This is a genomic window from uncultured Mucilaginibacter sp. (genome assembly GCF_937859865.1).
Classification (GTDB): domain Bacteria; phylum Bacteroidota; class Bacteroidia; order Sphingobacteriales; family Sphingobacteriaceae; genus Mucilaginibacter_A.
This window is the reverse complement of sequence record NZ_CALMAT010000092.1, coordinates 58,070-72,316: the sequence shown is the minus strand read 5'-3', so window position 1 is coordinate 72,316 and position 14,247 is coordinate 58,070. Positions and strand designations below refer to the sequence as shown.

The following is a 14,247-nucleotide window of genomic DNA, read 5'->3' as shown; positions in this document are numbered from 1 at the left end:
CTAAAACTTCATCTTTTCTTTAAACCCGCCGTTCTTCACCAAAAATTTGCCGTAATCCAGCAAATTATCAACCGGAGAACGTTGGAATAAATCGAAAGTAACATTTACGCCTTTTTCGATGGCTTCGTCTGTTTTCTCGAAACCTTTGGATTCATCGTTCACCCAAAAATTCAACACAAAACCAAATTGGATCCACAACGCATCTTTGTAACGATTGGCCAAAAATTTACGGTCGGCCAGTTCGCCGGTTTCGATGCCTTCCTGCAAAATCTGCACGCTAAAATTTTCAAATTCCTCTTTCAAACCCGTCCAAATCCTGGGCGTGCCCATGCCTTTGGCGGCGCGTTTGCTGCTGAAAACGGCAAAGCTTCTTTTACCTTTCAATAATTCAAAAAAGCTGTAGAAAAACGACAAAGCTTTTTCGCGCGATGAATATTGCGGCCAAACTTCCTGGGTTTTAATTTCGGCGATGGTTTTCAAGGCGAGGTCTGTCCAAATGCTCTGCTCTAAACCTTCAAACGAGCCAAAATGCTGGTAAAATTCTTCTTCGGAAAACTCGTGCTTTTTGGCAAAAATATAAACGGATTTCGGCTGCTCGCCTTCCGTTAAAACGTAATCAATATAATCGTTCTGGATTTTTTCTGTAGAAATCATAATTTTTATCGGATAAAAGAAGTATCTATTTCTGGTATGAATTTACGTATAATTTTTGGTGCCCAGGCCGCTGTTGTAAGCTTTGATGCTGTGCTGACAAATGCTTCTCTTTACTAAAAAAACATGGGTAAAAGAAGCATCAGTACAATTATTTAACTTGTAATTCTTCCGGAAATTTATCTGGTTTGGCGTAACTTAAACGCGCCAGTTTTTTGGTGGTATGATAAGAATCCAAACCGGAAGCCGTAACAGAACCTGCTTTTTCCAGGTCAACAAAACCATCTTCGCTTACAAACCCTTCATCAACCTTAACCCATTTAATTTCGCCAATGATAATGCTGGTTTCGTTTAAAGTTACCGGCATGATTTCTTTCAGTTCCAAACCGATGGACAAAGAAGATTCTGCAATATAAGGCGCTTTAAAACCAGCCACATAAGCTTCCGTAAAACCGCAATGTTTAAACTCGGAATCGCCGGAAGGATAACGCGCGCTGGCTTGATGTGCTTCCTTATAAAAATCAGCCAAAACGTTATTTAGCGTATAAAATCCAGTTGTTTTGATGTTTTTTAAAGTATCGTGCTGCGGACCGGGCGGCCGTGCAACCATACCAACCAGCGGCGGATTGGCACCGAGATGAAAAATCGAACTAAAAACAGAAAGGTTGGTATTTCCGGCTTCGTCAACCGTGCCCAGCAATTGCAAACTTTTAAACCCGCCCAAACTGTTGATGAACATGGCGCGGTATTGCTTTTCCATCTGCATCAACGCATCGTAATTGTAAATCATAGATTTAAAGTGGTTTTAAAGACGACAGGCCGCCATCTATGCCAATAATTTGTCCCGTAATCCACGAACTTTCATCCGACAATAAAAACCTGGCCGCGTTTGCCATATCGTCCGGCTGGCCGTATTTTCCTAACGGATGCCTTTTGGCCGAAGCTTCCTGCTTTTCTTCGGTGTTCAATAAATGTTGGGCAAGCGGCGTATTGGTCAACGAAGGCGCAATTGCATTGACGCGGATTTTGCTTGATACAAATTCTGCCGCTAAAGAAACCGCCAGACTTTCAATTGCGCCTTTGGAAGCCGCAATGCTGGTGTGGTAACTCATTCCGGTACGTGCTGCAACCGTGCTAAATAAAACCACCGAAGCCATTTCTGCATTTTTTAAAGCCTGAAGCGACTGCTGCACCAGCGTAACCGCGCCCAAAACATTCAGCGTAAAATCATTTAAAAAATCTTCGCGCTGCAAACGCTGAAAAGGTTTTAAATTGATGGAGCCGACCGAATAAACCAGCCCGTGTATTTTATCGGGCAATTGGCTGGCAAAAGCGGTATCCGCATTGGTAAAATCATGCGGGATATGCGTTACGCCCTCCGGCAGTTCTGTTCCTGCGTTCCTGGAAATTACAAAAACTTTGGCGCCTGCTGCAACCAGTTGTTTCACCAAAGCCAGTCCGATGCCCGAACTTCCGCCGGCAACAACCATGTTTTTTTGTTCTAAACCCATACTTCTTTTATCGGCTAAATTTTGTTAGCAGTTGTAAAGTAACATAACTTGTATTTGTTTGTTCATTGATAGTTTAGCTTTCCTTCGGTTAAATTTGCAGATGCCCGAAACCAAAAAATACACCAAAGCCAACCTGCCAGTTAAAATTTGTGTGCAATGCGGCCGTCCTTTTGCGTGGCGAAAAAAGTGGGAGAAATGTTGGGAAGAAGTAAAATATTGCAGCGAACGTTGTCGCCGAGCTAAATAAAGATCACCATAAATAACCATTTTATGCTTAATTTGTACTAAATATATGAGCGGCAAAACGATTTTAGTTTGGTTTAGAAACGATCTTCGGGTTCAGGACAATGAGGTTTTAACAGAGGCCGTGAACAAGGCAGACACTGTTTTGCCGGTTTATTGTTTTGACCCGTTTTATTACCGCAATACTTCTTTTGGCACACAAAAAACAGGGAACTTCAGGGCACGTTTTATCAACGAATCTGTGGCGGATTTGCGTCAGACATTAAAAAATTTAGGCGGAGAATTGCTAATCCGCGTTGGCGATCCGGCTGTGATCATTCCCGAACTGGCGCAGCAATATCAGGTTTCCGAAGTTTATCACCACCGCGAAGTGGCTTTTGAAGAAACCGGTATTTCGGCCAAAGTAGAAGCTGCGTTGTGGAAACAGAAACTGAATCTGAAGCATTTTATCGGCCACACGCTGTACAACAAAGAAGATTTGCCGTTCCCGATCAAAGATATCCCGGATGCTTTTGCTGTTTTCCGCAAAAAAGTAGAACGCGATAGTCAGGTTCGGCGTTGTGCCGTTTCTCCCGAAAAAATAACCACGCCGGAAATTGCCGATGCAGGCGAAATCCCGACTTTGGCCGACTTAGGTTTGACCGAACCTTTTGATGATGAACGTGCCGTAATGCGTTTTGTAGGCGGAGAATCGGAAGGTTTAAAACGCTTGCATAATTTTTCTAAGGCAGAAAATCAGGAAAAAGCCGCACAGGTTGGTGCCGATTTTGCCAATACCATGTCGGTTTGGTTGTCGATGGGCTGTATTTCGCCCCGGCAAATTTATTGGGAAGTGCAGCAGTACGAAAAACTGCATGGCAGCAACGCGACAACCCATGCCATTGTGCTGGAGCTGCTGTGGCGGGATTATTACCGGTTTATGTTTAAAAAGCATGGCGACCAGTTTTTTCAGAAAGAAGGCTTTAAAGGCCAGGCCCCGCCGGAAGCTGCCAACCAGGACGAACTTTTTGAAAAATGGAAAACCGGGCAAACCGGCGTTCCTTTTATTGATGCCGTAATGCGCGAAATCAACGCAACAGGTTATACCAGCATCCGCGGCAGGTACAATGCGGCCAGCTTTTTAGCGAAGGATTTGCAAGTAAACTGGACTTGCGGCGCTGCTTATTTTGAAGAAAAACTAATTGATTACAGCCCGGCAACCAATTGGGGCAATTGGGCTTCCATTGCCGGTGTAGGCAATGATTCGAAGGAAAACCGGGCTTTAAATGTAGTTAAGCAAGCCGGAGAAATTGACCCGAAAGGGCAATACGTAAAGGTTTGGGTGCCAGAGTTAAGCGGTATTTCCGGCAAGCAAATTCATACACCATTTTTTTTAACACCTTCTGAATTAGCTGTTTATGGCATCCAATTGGGGCGCGATTACCCGAAGTTGGTTATCGAACCTAAATGGCAGAAATTGACGGATAAGAATGCGAGTATTTTTTAGGAGGTTTAAGCTTTTGACAATTAGCGAGTTGTACGTGGCTCTAAACAACATCTGACACCTATTTGAACATCCATGATTTTGATAATCATCTATTAAAACTATGTTTGAGACATTCCGAAAATATTTAGAAGACAAGATCGCTTTAACCGATCAGGATTATGAGTTGATCAAATCCGTTTCGTCATTTAAAAAGCTTCGGAAACGTCAATACCTTTTACAGGCAGGGGATGTGTGCCGGTTTAATGCGTTTGTATGCAAGGGTTTTCTGCGCTATTATTATGCGGACGAAAAAGGGCAGGAACATATTATGCAGTTTGTTCCTGAAAATTACTGGACAGGAGACAGGGAAAGCATGGACTCAGGCCTGCCTTCAAAATATAATATTGATGCCATCGAAGACAGCGAAATTTTATTGCTGAAGAAAGAAGATTTTGAAATGATCCGCAAGACAATTCCAGCTTTTAATAATTTTGTAAATGACACGCTTAGAAAAAATATTGTGGTCCTGCAAGAGCGCATTCATGTCAGCATATCTTTTTCTGCCGAAGAAAAATACAGCAACTTTATTCTAAAGTATCCTTCTATTGGCAATCGTGTGCCATTGCACATGATTGCATCTTACCTCGGCGTATCTGCTGAAACTTTAAGCAGGGTAAGAAGTCAATCCACGAAAAAGTAATCAATCTTTATTGACTGCCTTTGACATTTGTCAAGGTTTTTTTCCTTCAAATGTCATTGGAGAAGGGCGGTTCATGCCTGCATCTTTGCATTGTTAAATAATCAAATAAAATGAAAAAAACAATTGGAATTATTGGGGCAGGAAACATCGGGAAAACTGTTGCTGCCCATTTATTAAAAAATAATATCCCTGTTATTATCAGTAATAGCAAGGGACCTGAAACATTGGAAAATACCATATCACAATTAGGGAAAGGGGCAAAAGCGGCAACGACGGCCGAGGCTGCCGATGCCGATATTGTACTATTGGCCTTACCATGGTCAAAAGTCAAAAACCTAACTCCAGTTAGAGATTGGGAAGGCAAAATTATAATTGATGCCACCAACCACTTTACCCCTGATTATCAGGTGGAGGATTTAGGCGGCAGGGCTTCCAGCCAAGTAGTGCAGGATCATCTTCCGGGGGCAAGAATAGTGAAAGCTTTTAATACGCTTGCCGCTAAAGTGCTGGCAGCAGACCCCGTAATGGAAAATGGGCATCGTGTGCTTTTTGTTTCCGGAGACGACAAAGAAGCAAAAGCAGCGGTAAGCGAAATGATAAAGGCTATTGGCTTTGCCCCGGTTGACTTAGGCGAATTAGCTGCCGGCGGTAAACTTCAAGAGGCGAAAGGCCTTTTATCACTTCAAAATTTGATTAAACTCTAATTTAAAACAATAAGTAAACAAAATGAAAAAGAATAAAATCATCTACTGGACAGCTACAGGAATAATTGGAGCTATGATGCTCTTTAGTGCCTTTAGTTACTTAACGAACCAAGAAATGAAAGCTGCTTTTGTACATCTTGGCTTTCCAAATTACTTTAGAATTGAACTCGCAATAGCAAAAATCATCGGTGTTATAGTTTTGTTGCTGCCATTTATCCCGAAGGAAATAAAGGATATGGCTTATGTGGGATTTGGAATAACATTTATTTCAGCGTTTATTGCCCACACATCAAGCGGCGACCCAATATTAGTTGCCATAATGCCATTGATATTTCTGGGTATCCTTGTAGTGTCATTTACTTATAGCAAGAAATATCTAGCTATTAGAAATGTCAGTAGTAATAATCCCTCTAAAGAAATCTTTAGTTTTAAATAAAAAAGCAATGAATACAAAAGCTCAAAGAAAAATAAAAAGAACCTGGAAGGTTTCACTGAAAAAAAACAGTGATATCCATTCGGCAGGTTTAGTGTTACCGTCAGGAAACCTGCAAGAATTTGACCCTTTTTTAATAATGGCAGAGGACGTATTTCAAAAAAATGCTTTTGACTTTCACCCGCACCGCGGAATGGAGACTGTAACGTATATCATTGACGGCGTATTAGAACACTCGGATAATAAAGGGGGAACGGGCATTTTAAAACCGGGAGACGCACAATGGATGACAGCAGGAAGCGGCATTATACACCTGGAAGCGCCACCTGAAAACGTTACCACACATCTCCTTCAATTATGGGTAAACTTACCAAAAGCCAACAAAATGGCAGCACCCCGTTATCAGGACATTTTAAGCAGCAATGTCCCTGTACGAAAAGAAGAAGGCGTTCATTATCGTGTAATTTCCGGTAATTCAGGCAATGTTGTATCAGCAACAAAAAACTATGTTCCGGTAACTTATGTAGAAATAAATATTGATCCCGGCCATACGGCAAAACAGGATTTGCCTTCCGACTACAACGGTTTTATGTATATCCTGGAAGGTTCGGGAACGTTCGGAGACAACCAGGTAAAAGCCGGGAAAGGAGACGTTTTATTATTGGACAATGTAAAAGAAAAAGCCGGAACAAGCGAAACAGTGATTAAAGCCGATGAAAAATTGCGGGTAATCTTTATCGCAGGAAAACCACTGAACGAACCTGTTGTAGCGCGTGGCCCTTTTGTTATGAACACTGAAGAAGAAATTAAGCAGGCATATACAGATTTCAGAAGTGGTAAATTTTAAGCTGTAAAAAATAGCCGATTGCGAAGTCCAACCCTTTTTGCCACACAGAAAACCCAATTGAATAAACTTAAAGCCTGTTTAAATTTGTACAAGCAAAAATTATAATGCTTCTTTTACCGTATAAAAATTGGGGTCTGTGTAGGTTGCCAAACATTATGGCGCTGCTAAAGTTATTGTTACCGGACGAAATGCGAACTCTTTGAAAAAACTAATGGGATTAGGTGCTGACCACATTGTTTCACTTCAACAAAATGATGAATCAATCATTAAACAATTAAAAGAAATCAATAAGGACAGTCCGATTGACATTGTGGTTGATTATTATGGGAACATCCAATAGAGGTAATTATTAAGTCATTATTGGGTGAAAGTATAAGCCTGTTTAATCATCCTGTACGTATAGTAGCTGTTGGCGATATGGCGGGCGAAAGTATTAACATGGCATCGGGAATATTAAGAAGTTCGCCTATTGAAATTTTGGGTTCGGGTTTAGGAAGCTTTTCACAAAACGATTTGATAGCATTTAATAGCCAAATATTGCCTGAATTGTTTCAATTGGCAGCAGACAGAAAACTAATCATAGAAACACAGGTTGAAAAATTAGCTGATATAGAAACAGTTTGGAATAAAGAGATGGAGGCTGGAAAAAGATTAGTTATTAGCATAAATTGATTGAACAGTGCAGACTTCAAACAGATTTTGCTTTGAACAAGCAGTATGATAAAGTAGTTTATAAATCATTGAAAAGTTTACGATTAATTTTGGGCGATCAGCTCATCAGTACACATTCCTGGTTTCAGCAGCAAGAACCTGAAACGGTTTATGTGCTGATGGAAATGATGCAGGAACAGACGTATGTAAAGCACCACATCCAAAAAATCCTGGCGTTTTTTGCGGCCATGCGCAACTTTGCTTTTCAGTTGGAAAAAGCCGGGCACGAAATTATTTACCTCAAATTGGATGATCCGGAAAACGAGCAAACGTTAAACGGCAACCTTCAAAAAATCATAGATAAAAGAAGCATTGAACAATTTGAATATTTGCTGCCGGACGAATATCGGCTGGACGAGCAACTGAAAACGTTTTGCAAATCTTTAACCATCGCCACCAAAGTTTACGATACCGAACATTTTTTTACCTCGCGGGAAGAAGTGGGCGATTTTTTCTCTGGCAAAAACCAATTGATCATGGAGAGCTTTTACCGGCACATGCGGCAAAAGCACGAGCTGTTGATGAACGGAAACGAGCCCATTGGCGGCCAGTGGAACTTCGACCATGACAACCGGAACAAGTTCGACCATAAAGTTTCTTTGCCCGAACCTTTGGTTTTTGAACATGATTTAAGCGAGATCAAAAGCATGATTGACCGCCTCAATGTTCCTTATTTTGGAAATGTAGAAGCCGGAAAAGTTGCTCTTCCGCTTTCCCGGAAAGAAGGTTTAAAGCTGATTGATTACTTCTGCCAAAACCTGTTGCCGCATTTTGGAACTTACGAAGATGCGATGTTGCAGGAACATAAATCGCTTTTTCATTCGCGCTTATCGTTTGCGTTGAATGTTAAATTGATCTCGCCAAAAGAAGTCATCTACCAAGCAATTTTAACCTGGCAGCAAAACCAAAAAGAAATCAGTTTACCGCAAATAGAAGGTTTTACACGGCAAATTTTGGGCTGGCGCGAATACATGCGCGGTTTGTATTGGGCCAAAATGCCGGACTTCGCGGAGAAGAATTTCTTCAACCACCGGGCAAAACTACCGCAATGGTTTTACACCGGCGAAACCAAAATGAACTGTTTAAAACATTGCATCGGCCAATCGTTGGATTTGGCCTGGGCGCACCACATCCAGCGATTGATGGTGATCGGCAATTTCGCCCTGCTTTCGGGTACAAATCCGCACGAGGTGGATGATTGGTATTTGGGCGTTTACATTGATGCCATGCAATGGGTGCAATTGCCCAACACGCACGGCATGAGCCAGTTTGCCGATGGCGGTATCGTTGGCACAAAACCGTATGTGGCTTCGGCGGCCTACATCAACAAAATGAGCAATTATTGCGGCAACTGTTTTTACGACCCTAAAAAAAAGTATGGCGAAAAAGCATGCCCCTACAACAGTTTGTATTGGGATTTTTTCTTCCGGAACGAACATTTGCTTGCTAATAACCAGCGCTTAAAAATGATTTATGGCAATCTGCACCGTTTAAAACCGGATGATTTGGAAAAGATTTTGGAACAGGCGGCAGTTTATAAAAGTAAGGTTGATGAGTTGTAGGTGTGAGGCAATGCTTTGTCTATCATTAAACGACTAGAGAGCGTAAAAGAGTTTTCGGAAAAATATTTTGGAGAAGCAGGTTTTGTACTATTATCAGTTTAAAACAGCAATAGGATGATGTTGAAAGCGTTTTTGCAAGGGCTGATTATTCTTATATTTGCTGCATGAAAAAGCCGCATTCTTTACCGGTTACATTTATTCTGGATTATGACAAAGAGTCCGGATATTATGCTTCTCAAATTAAAGAATATCCGCATGTAATTTCCCAAGGTAAAACAAAAGAAGAAGCAGTGGAAAATGCAATTGACGCATTTATGGAATTTGTTGAAATGTATAAACAAAAACCTATTGGCCGTGTCCGTTCTTCAAAAACACGTATTGTTTTACCGTCAAATCTACTCATTCATGCTTAATACGTGGTAAAGTACAAAGACTTTATTACACATTTAAAAGCTAACGGTTGCATTTTTTTGCGGCAAGGGAGCAAGCACGAAATTTGGGAAAAAGGAACGAAGCAAACTTCTGTACCGCGGCACCCTTCCATCAACAAACTCACTTGTTGGGCAATTTGTAAACAACTGGAAATTCCTAAATATCCGGTTAGATAATGCTGCTTAAACCGCTTTTGAAAACATATTTGAGCGGCAAAAATTTTATAAACAACCTGAATTTATACCGATAAAAGAAGCATCACCCATAAAACCATCCACCAAAACCACAACCCAAATTTTTGCCGACAAAAGAAGCATTAACTATTCAGCACTTGTTTCCCATTTGCATAGCCGATAGCTGATAGCCTCCAATTAATTAACCCACAAAACTAATCAGTTTCTCTATTAAATTCTTACTTTTGTGGTGTTTCACTGATTGGATTTTCCATGAATACTCTTTCGTACCTAAACAACGCTAACGCAGCGTACATAGATTCACTTTATCAAAGTTACCAGCAAGACCCGGAATCGGTTGACTTTGGCTGGCAAAAGTTTTTCGAAGGGTTTGATTTCGGCCGTTCGGAGCAACCTGCGCCATTAGATGATGCAACGGCTGCCCTGACATCAGCAGACAACACGCACTTTTTGAAAGAAATTAATGTGCTCAACATGATTGACGGTTATCGTACCCGCGGCCATTTGTTCACCAAAACCAACCCCGTTCGCGAACGCCGCAAATACAAACCGGGCAAAGAACTGGCAACTTTTGGCTTGAGCGATGCCGATTTGGATACGGTTTTTAACGCCGGTGTTGAAGTTGGCTTAGGGCCGGCAAAACTGCGCGACATCCGCGATTTGTTGGAGCAAACTTACTGCCAGTCCATCGGTGCCGAGTACCGCTATTTGCGCGACCCAGATAAAATCACTTGGTTTGAAGAACGAATGGAAAGAAGCCGCAACACGCCGCATTTTTCTATTGATGAAAAAAAACAGTTGTTAAAAAAGCTAAACGAAGCGGTTGTTTTTGAAAGCTTTTTGGGGACAAAATTTTTAGGACAAAAACGTTTTTCTTTAGAAGGCGCTGAATCTTTAATCCCGGCTTTGGATTCTGTGATCGAAAAAGGATCGAAGTTGGGCATCGAAGAATTTGTGATCGGTATGGCACACCGCGGCCGTTTAAACGTGCTGGTCAACATCCTCAAAAAATCGTATAAAAGTATTTTTTCTGAGTTTGAAGGAAAAGGTTTCGACGAGCACGAATCTTTCAGCGGCGACGTAAAATATCACTTGGGTTTTTCTACCGATGTAGAAACTTCAAACGGAAAAACGGTGCATTTAAGCCTTTGTCCAAACCCGTCTCATTTGGAAGCGGTTGACCCGGTTGTTGAAGGTTTAACGCGTTCTAAAATAGATTTTAAATATGGCGGCAATGACAAACGCATTGCGCCAATTTTAATCCACGGCGATGCTTCAGTTGCCGGTCAAGGCATTATTTATGAAGTTTTGCAGATGTCGAAATTGGAAGGTTACCGTACTGGCGGAACCGTTCATTTGGTCATCAACAATCAAATTGGTTTCACCACCAATTATAAAGATGCACGTTCCAGCACGTATTGCACGGATATTGCAAAAACGGTTTTGTCGCCGGTTTTTCACGTAAACGGCGATGATGTAGAGGCTTTAACTTACGCCATTAATTTGGCGATGGAATACCGGCAGGCTTTCCACAAAGATGTTTTTATTGATATTTTGTGTTACAGAAGGTTTGGCCACAACGAATCCGACGAGCCAAAATTTACGCAGCCGCTGTTGTACAAAGCGATTGAAAGCCATCCAAACCCAAAAGAAATTTACAATCAAAAGCTGGTTGCCGAAGGAAGTGTGGATGCAGAATTTGCCAAGCAGTTGGAAAAAGATTTCCGCGCCATGTTGCAGGAAAAACTGAACGAATCTAAATCCGACGAGCAGTTTTCGGAAGTAAAACCGGTTTTTGCAGGTGCCTGGAAAGGGCTGCGCATGGCATCAGAAAAAGATTTTCTGGCTTCGCCGAATACTTCGGTTTCTGCGGAAGAATTTGAAATGATCGGCCAGAAAATCACGGAATTGCCCCAAGGAAAGCAGTTTTTTAAAAAGATCGAAAAGCTGTTTCAAGACCGCCAGAAAATGGTGAATGAAACCAAAACTTTTGATTGGGCCATGGGCGAACTGATGGCTTACGGCACGTTGCTGAACGAAGGCCACGTGGTCCGTTTAAGCGGAGAAGACGTAAAAAGAGGGACATTTTCGCACCGTCATGCTGTTTTAACCTTAGAAGATTCGGAAGAAGAATACGTGCCTTTGCGCAATATTTCTGCTCAGCAGGCGGATTTTAAAATCTACAATTCGCACCTTTCCGAATATGGTGTTTTAGGTTTTGATTATGGTTATGCTTTAGCTAATCCAAACGCTTTAACCATTTGGGAAGCACAGTTTGGCGATTTTGCAAACGGTGCGCAAATTATTATTGACCAATATATTGCCAGTGCCGAAACCAAATGGCAGCGTGGCAATGGTTTGGTAATGTTGCTACCGCATGGTTACGAAGGACAAGGGCCGGAACATTCATCGGCAAGGATCGAACGTTTTATGGAACTTTGTGCGGAGAACAATATTCAGGTTGCGGATTGTACAACGCCGGCCAACTTTTTCCATATTTTACGCCGGCAAATCAAAAATGAATTCCGTAAACCGCTGGTGGTTTTTACGCCAAAAAGTTTGCTGCGTAATCCGCAGTGCGTTTCTAACATCACGGAATTTACAGAAGGAAAATTCCAGGAAGTGATTGATGACAAGTTTGCAGATGCAGCCGAAGTAAAACGCGTGTTGTTTTGCACGGGGAAAATCTATTACGATTTGTTGGAAAAACAGCAAACCGACCAGCGTAAAGATGTGGCGGTTATCCGGTTAGAGCAGTTGTACCCAACGCCAATTGTTCAAATGCAAAAAATAAAAGCGAAATACAACCAAGCCGAAAGCTGGATTTGGGTTCAGGAAGAACCGGAAAACATGGGCGCTTGGCCGTATTTATGCCGGAAATTGCGCCATACCGAACTGGAATTTGATGTGATTTCGCGCAAAGAAGGCAGCAGCACGGCAACCGGCTATGCCAAACAGCATACGGCACAACAGTTGTACATTGTAAGCAAAGCTTTTGAAGCGCCGGCCGGAAAAGCAGTGAAACAAGAAGTGGAAGAAACAACAGCGCATATGGCCAACGCCGGTGCTGATTAAACATAAAAATTTTTATAAAAATATGAGTTTAGAGATTAAAGTTCCGCCGGTGGGCGAATCCATTTCTGAAGTTACCTTATCAAACTGGGTAAAAAATGATGGTGACCATGTAGAAATGGATGATGTGATTGCCGAACTGGAATCAGACAAAGCTACGTTTGAATTAACTGCCGAAGCAGCCGGAACACTTCGGACCACTGCCAAAGAAGGCGATGTACTGGCAATTGGCGCTGTGGTTTGCAGCATTGATTCTGGTGATGGCGAAACCGTTGCCGCACCTGTTGCCGAAAAAGTATCGGTAAAAGAAGCATCAGCAGACACAACCAAAACGGTAGCTGCGGAAACAGCAGTAGCACCGAAAGCGGAACCTGCAAAGGCAGAAACATCAGCTTCCACAGAAATTGAAATCCATATTCCGCCGGTTGGCGAATCCATTCAAGAAGTTACGTTGACCAATTGGATTAAAAAAGACGGCGAGCAGGTAGAAATGGACGAGCCGATTGCCGAACTGGAATCAGACAAAGCTACATTTGAACTGAACGCCGAAAGTGCAGGAACGCTTCAAACTTTGGTTAAAGAAGGCGATGTTTTGCCAATCGGCACTTTGGTTGCTAAAATTAAAGCCGGTGCCGGTGCACCGCAAACTGAAAAAACACCGGTAAAAGAAGTAGAGGAACATGCAGCAATTTCTGCCGATGGTGCCAATCAACCTAAAACGTATGCTTCAGGCGTTCCTTCGCCAGCGGCAGCAAAAATTTTGGCTGAAAGAGGATTAGATCCGAAAAACATCAACGGAAACGGTGTTGCCGGAAGGATCACGAAAGAAGACGCCTTAAAAGCAGAAGCCCCAAAACCAGTTGCAAAAACAGAAAGCAAACCAGTTGCGCCGGCCCAGGCAAAACCTGTTGTTCAGGCACAGCCAGCAGTTGCCGGAAGCAGGGGAGAACGTCGTGAGAAAATGTCATCACTGCGCAAAACAGTTGCTAAACGATTGGTTTCTGTAAAAAATGAAACGGCCATGCTCACTACTTTTAACGAGGTAGATATGCAGCCGATCATGGAGTTACGTTCTAAATACAAGGATAAATTCAAAGAAAAGTACGGTGTTGGTTTAGGCTTTATGTCGTTTTTTACGAAAGCCGTAACCGAAGCTTTGAAAGATTGGCCGGCAGTTGGCGCACGCATCGAAGGCGAAGAAGTAGTTTACAACGATTTTGCCGATATTTCCATCGCGGTTTCTGCGCCAAAAGGTTTGGTTGTGCCGATCATTCGCAATGCTGATGCCATGAGTTTGGCAGAAATTGAAAAAGCGATTGTGGTACTGGCTGGCAAAGCGCGCGAAAGCAAATTAACGATTGATGAAATGACTGGCGGAACCTTTACCATCACCAACGGCGGTGTTTTTGGTTCGATGTTATCTACACCGATTATCAATTCGCCGCAATCTGCTATTTTAGGGATGCACAATATTATTGAGCGGCCAGTGGCGGTAAACGGGCAAGTGGTTATCCGCCCAATGATGTACCTGGCTTTGTCCTACGATCACCGGATTGTGGACGGACGAGAATCGGTAAGTTTCTTAGTCCGCGTAAAACAATTGCTGGAAGACCCGGCAAGATTGCTGCTTGGCGTATAGAACGAAATTTTAACAGTGATAAAAGAGGCCCGAAAAATTTGGGCCTCTTTTTATATATGCTTCTTTTATAGGCAAAAATTTAG

15 protein-coding genes and 1 pseudogene are annotated in these 14,247 nt (G+C 42.3%); 13 read left to right on the top strand and 3 right to left on the bottom strand.

Annotation, left to right across the window (positions count from 1 at the left end):
- The 3 genes from Q0192_RS09825 to Q0192_RS09815 all read right to left on the bottom strand — a co-directional run bounded on the left by Q0192_RS09825 (position 1) and on the right by Q0192_RS09815 (position 2,162).
- Complete coding sequence (locus Q0192_RS09825) at positions 1 to 654, bottom strand: TetR family transcriptional regulator C-terminal domain-containing protein (RefSeq protein WP_299289305.1); 654 nt, start codon at positions 652 to 654, stop codon at positions 1 to 3.
- Positions 655 to 802: 148 nt separating this feature from the next.
- Positions 803 to 1,441 carry a flavin reductase gene (locus tag Q0192_RS09820; RefSeq protein ID WP_299289304.1) on the bottom strand — a complete coding sequence of 213 codons (639 nt, stop codon included), beginning with the start codon at positions 1,439 to 1,441 and terminating at the stop codon, positions 803 to 805.
- 4 nt (positions 1,442 to 1,445) lie between these two features.
- Entirely contained in the window at positions 1,446 to 2,162 is a 717-nt protein-coding gene (locus Q0192_RS09815; RefSeq protein ID WP_299289303.1) for an SDR family oxidoreductase, read from the bottom strand.
- Between the two features lie 100 nt (positions 2,163 to 2,262).
- Here Q0192_RS09815 and Q0192_RS09810 point away from each other — a divergent pair, with 100 nt between their 5' ends.
- The 13 genes and pseudogenes from Q0192_RS09810 to odhB all read left to right on the top strand — a co-directional run bounded on the left by Q0192_RS09810 (position 2,263) and on the right by odhB (position 14,164).
- Positions 2,263 to 2,409 (top strand): DUF2256 domain-containing protein, encoded by a 147-nt coding sequence (locus tag Q0192_RS09810; protein ID WP_299289302.1) that lies wholly within the window; start codon positions 2,263 to 2,265, stop codon positions 2,407 to 2,409.
- Positions 2,410 to 2,454: 45 nt separating this feature from the next.
- The gene (locus Q0192_RS09805) at positions 2,455 to 3,891 is read left to right on the top strand and encodes a DASH family cryptochrome (RefSeq protein ID WP_299289301.1); all 1,437 of its coding nucleotides are present in this window, start codon (positions 2,455 to 2,457) and stop codon (positions 3,889 to 3,891) included.
- Between the two features lie 100 nt (positions 3,892 to 3,991).
- Positions 3,992 to 4,570: a Crp/Fnr family transcriptional regulator gene (locus Q0192_RS09800; protein ID WP_299289300.1), complete on the top strand. Its 579-nt coding sequence runs from the start codon at positions 3,992 to 3,994 to the stop codon at positions 4,568 to 4,570.
- Between the two features lie 110 nt (positions 4,571 to 4,680).
- Positions 4,681 to 5,274 carry an NAD(P)-binding domain-containing protein gene (locus tag Q0192_RS09795; RefSeq protein WP_299289299.1) on the top strand — a complete coding sequence of 198 codons (594 nt, stop codon included), beginning with the start codon at positions 4,681 to 4,683 and terminating at the stop codon, positions 5,272 to 5,274.
- 22 nt (positions 5,275 to 5,296) lie between these two features.
- Positions 5,297 to 5,710, top strand: a complete 414-nt coding sequence (locus Q0192_RS09790) for a DoxX family protein (RefSeq protein ID WP_299289298.1) — start codon at positions 5,297 to 5,299, stop codon at positions 5,708 to 5,710.
- A 136-nt stretch (positions 5,711 to 5,846) separates the two neighbouring features.
- Positions 5,847 to 6,554 carry a pirin family protein gene (locus Q0192_RS09785; RefSeq protein ID WP_299289297.1) on the top strand — a complete coding sequence of 236 codons (708 nt, stop codon included), beginning with the start codon at positions 5,847 to 5,849 and terminating at the stop codon, positions 6,552 to 6,554.
- Between the two features lie 154 nt (positions 6,555 to 6,708).
- Positions 6,709 to 6,894 (top strand): annotated as a pseudogene (locus tag Q0192_RS18790) (zinc-binding dehydrogenase); the annotation flags it as partial.
- 20 nt (positions 6,895 to 6,914) lie between these two features.
- Positions 6,915 to 7,226, top strand: coding sequence for a hypothetical protein (locus Q0192_RS09780; RefSeq protein ID WP_299289296.1), 312 nt, complete (start codon positions 6,915 to 6,917; stop codon positions 7,224 to 7,226).
- A 32-nt stretch (positions 7,227 to 7,258) separates the two neighbouring features.
- On the top strand, positions 7,259 to 8,827 hold the full coding sequence (locus Q0192_RS09775) for a cryptochrome/photolyase family protein (protein WP_299289295.1): 1,569 nt from the start codon (positions 7,259 to 7,261) through the stop codon (positions 8,825 to 8,827).
- Between the two features lie 164 nt (positions 8,828 to 8,991).
- Positions 8,992 to 9,240 carry a type II toxin-antitoxin system HicB family antitoxin gene (locus Q0192_RS09770; protein WP_299289294.1) on the top strand — a complete coding sequence of 83 codons (249 nt, stop codon included), beginning with the start codon at positions 8,992 to 8,994 and terminating at the stop codon, positions 9,238 to 9,240.
- Positions 9,241 to 9,243: 3 nt separating this feature from the next.
- Positions 9,244 to 9,435, top strand: a complete 192-nt coding sequence (locus tag Q0192_RS18785; protein ID WP_366518168.1) for a type II toxin-antitoxin system HicA family toxin — start codon at positions 9,244 to 9,246, stop codon at positions 9,433 to 9,435.
- A gap of 270 nt (positions 9,436 to 9,705) precedes the next feature.
- Positions 9,706 to 12,528: a 2-oxoglutarate dehydrogenase E1 component gene (locus Q0192_RS09765; RefSeq protein ID WP_299289293.1), complete on the top strand. Its 2,823-nt coding sequence runs from the start codon at positions 9,706 to 9,708 to the stop codon at positions 12,526 to 12,528.
- Positions 12,529 to 12,550: 22 nt separating this feature from the next.
- Complete coding sequence (gene odhB, locus Q0192_RS09760) at positions 12,551 to 14,164, top strand: 2-oxoglutarate dehydrogenase complex dihydrolipoyllysine-residue succinyltransferase (protein WP_299289292.1); 1,614 nt, start codon at positions 12,551 to 12,553, stop codon at positions 14,162 to 14,164.
- Positions 14,165 to 14,247 lie beyond the last annotated feature (83 nt).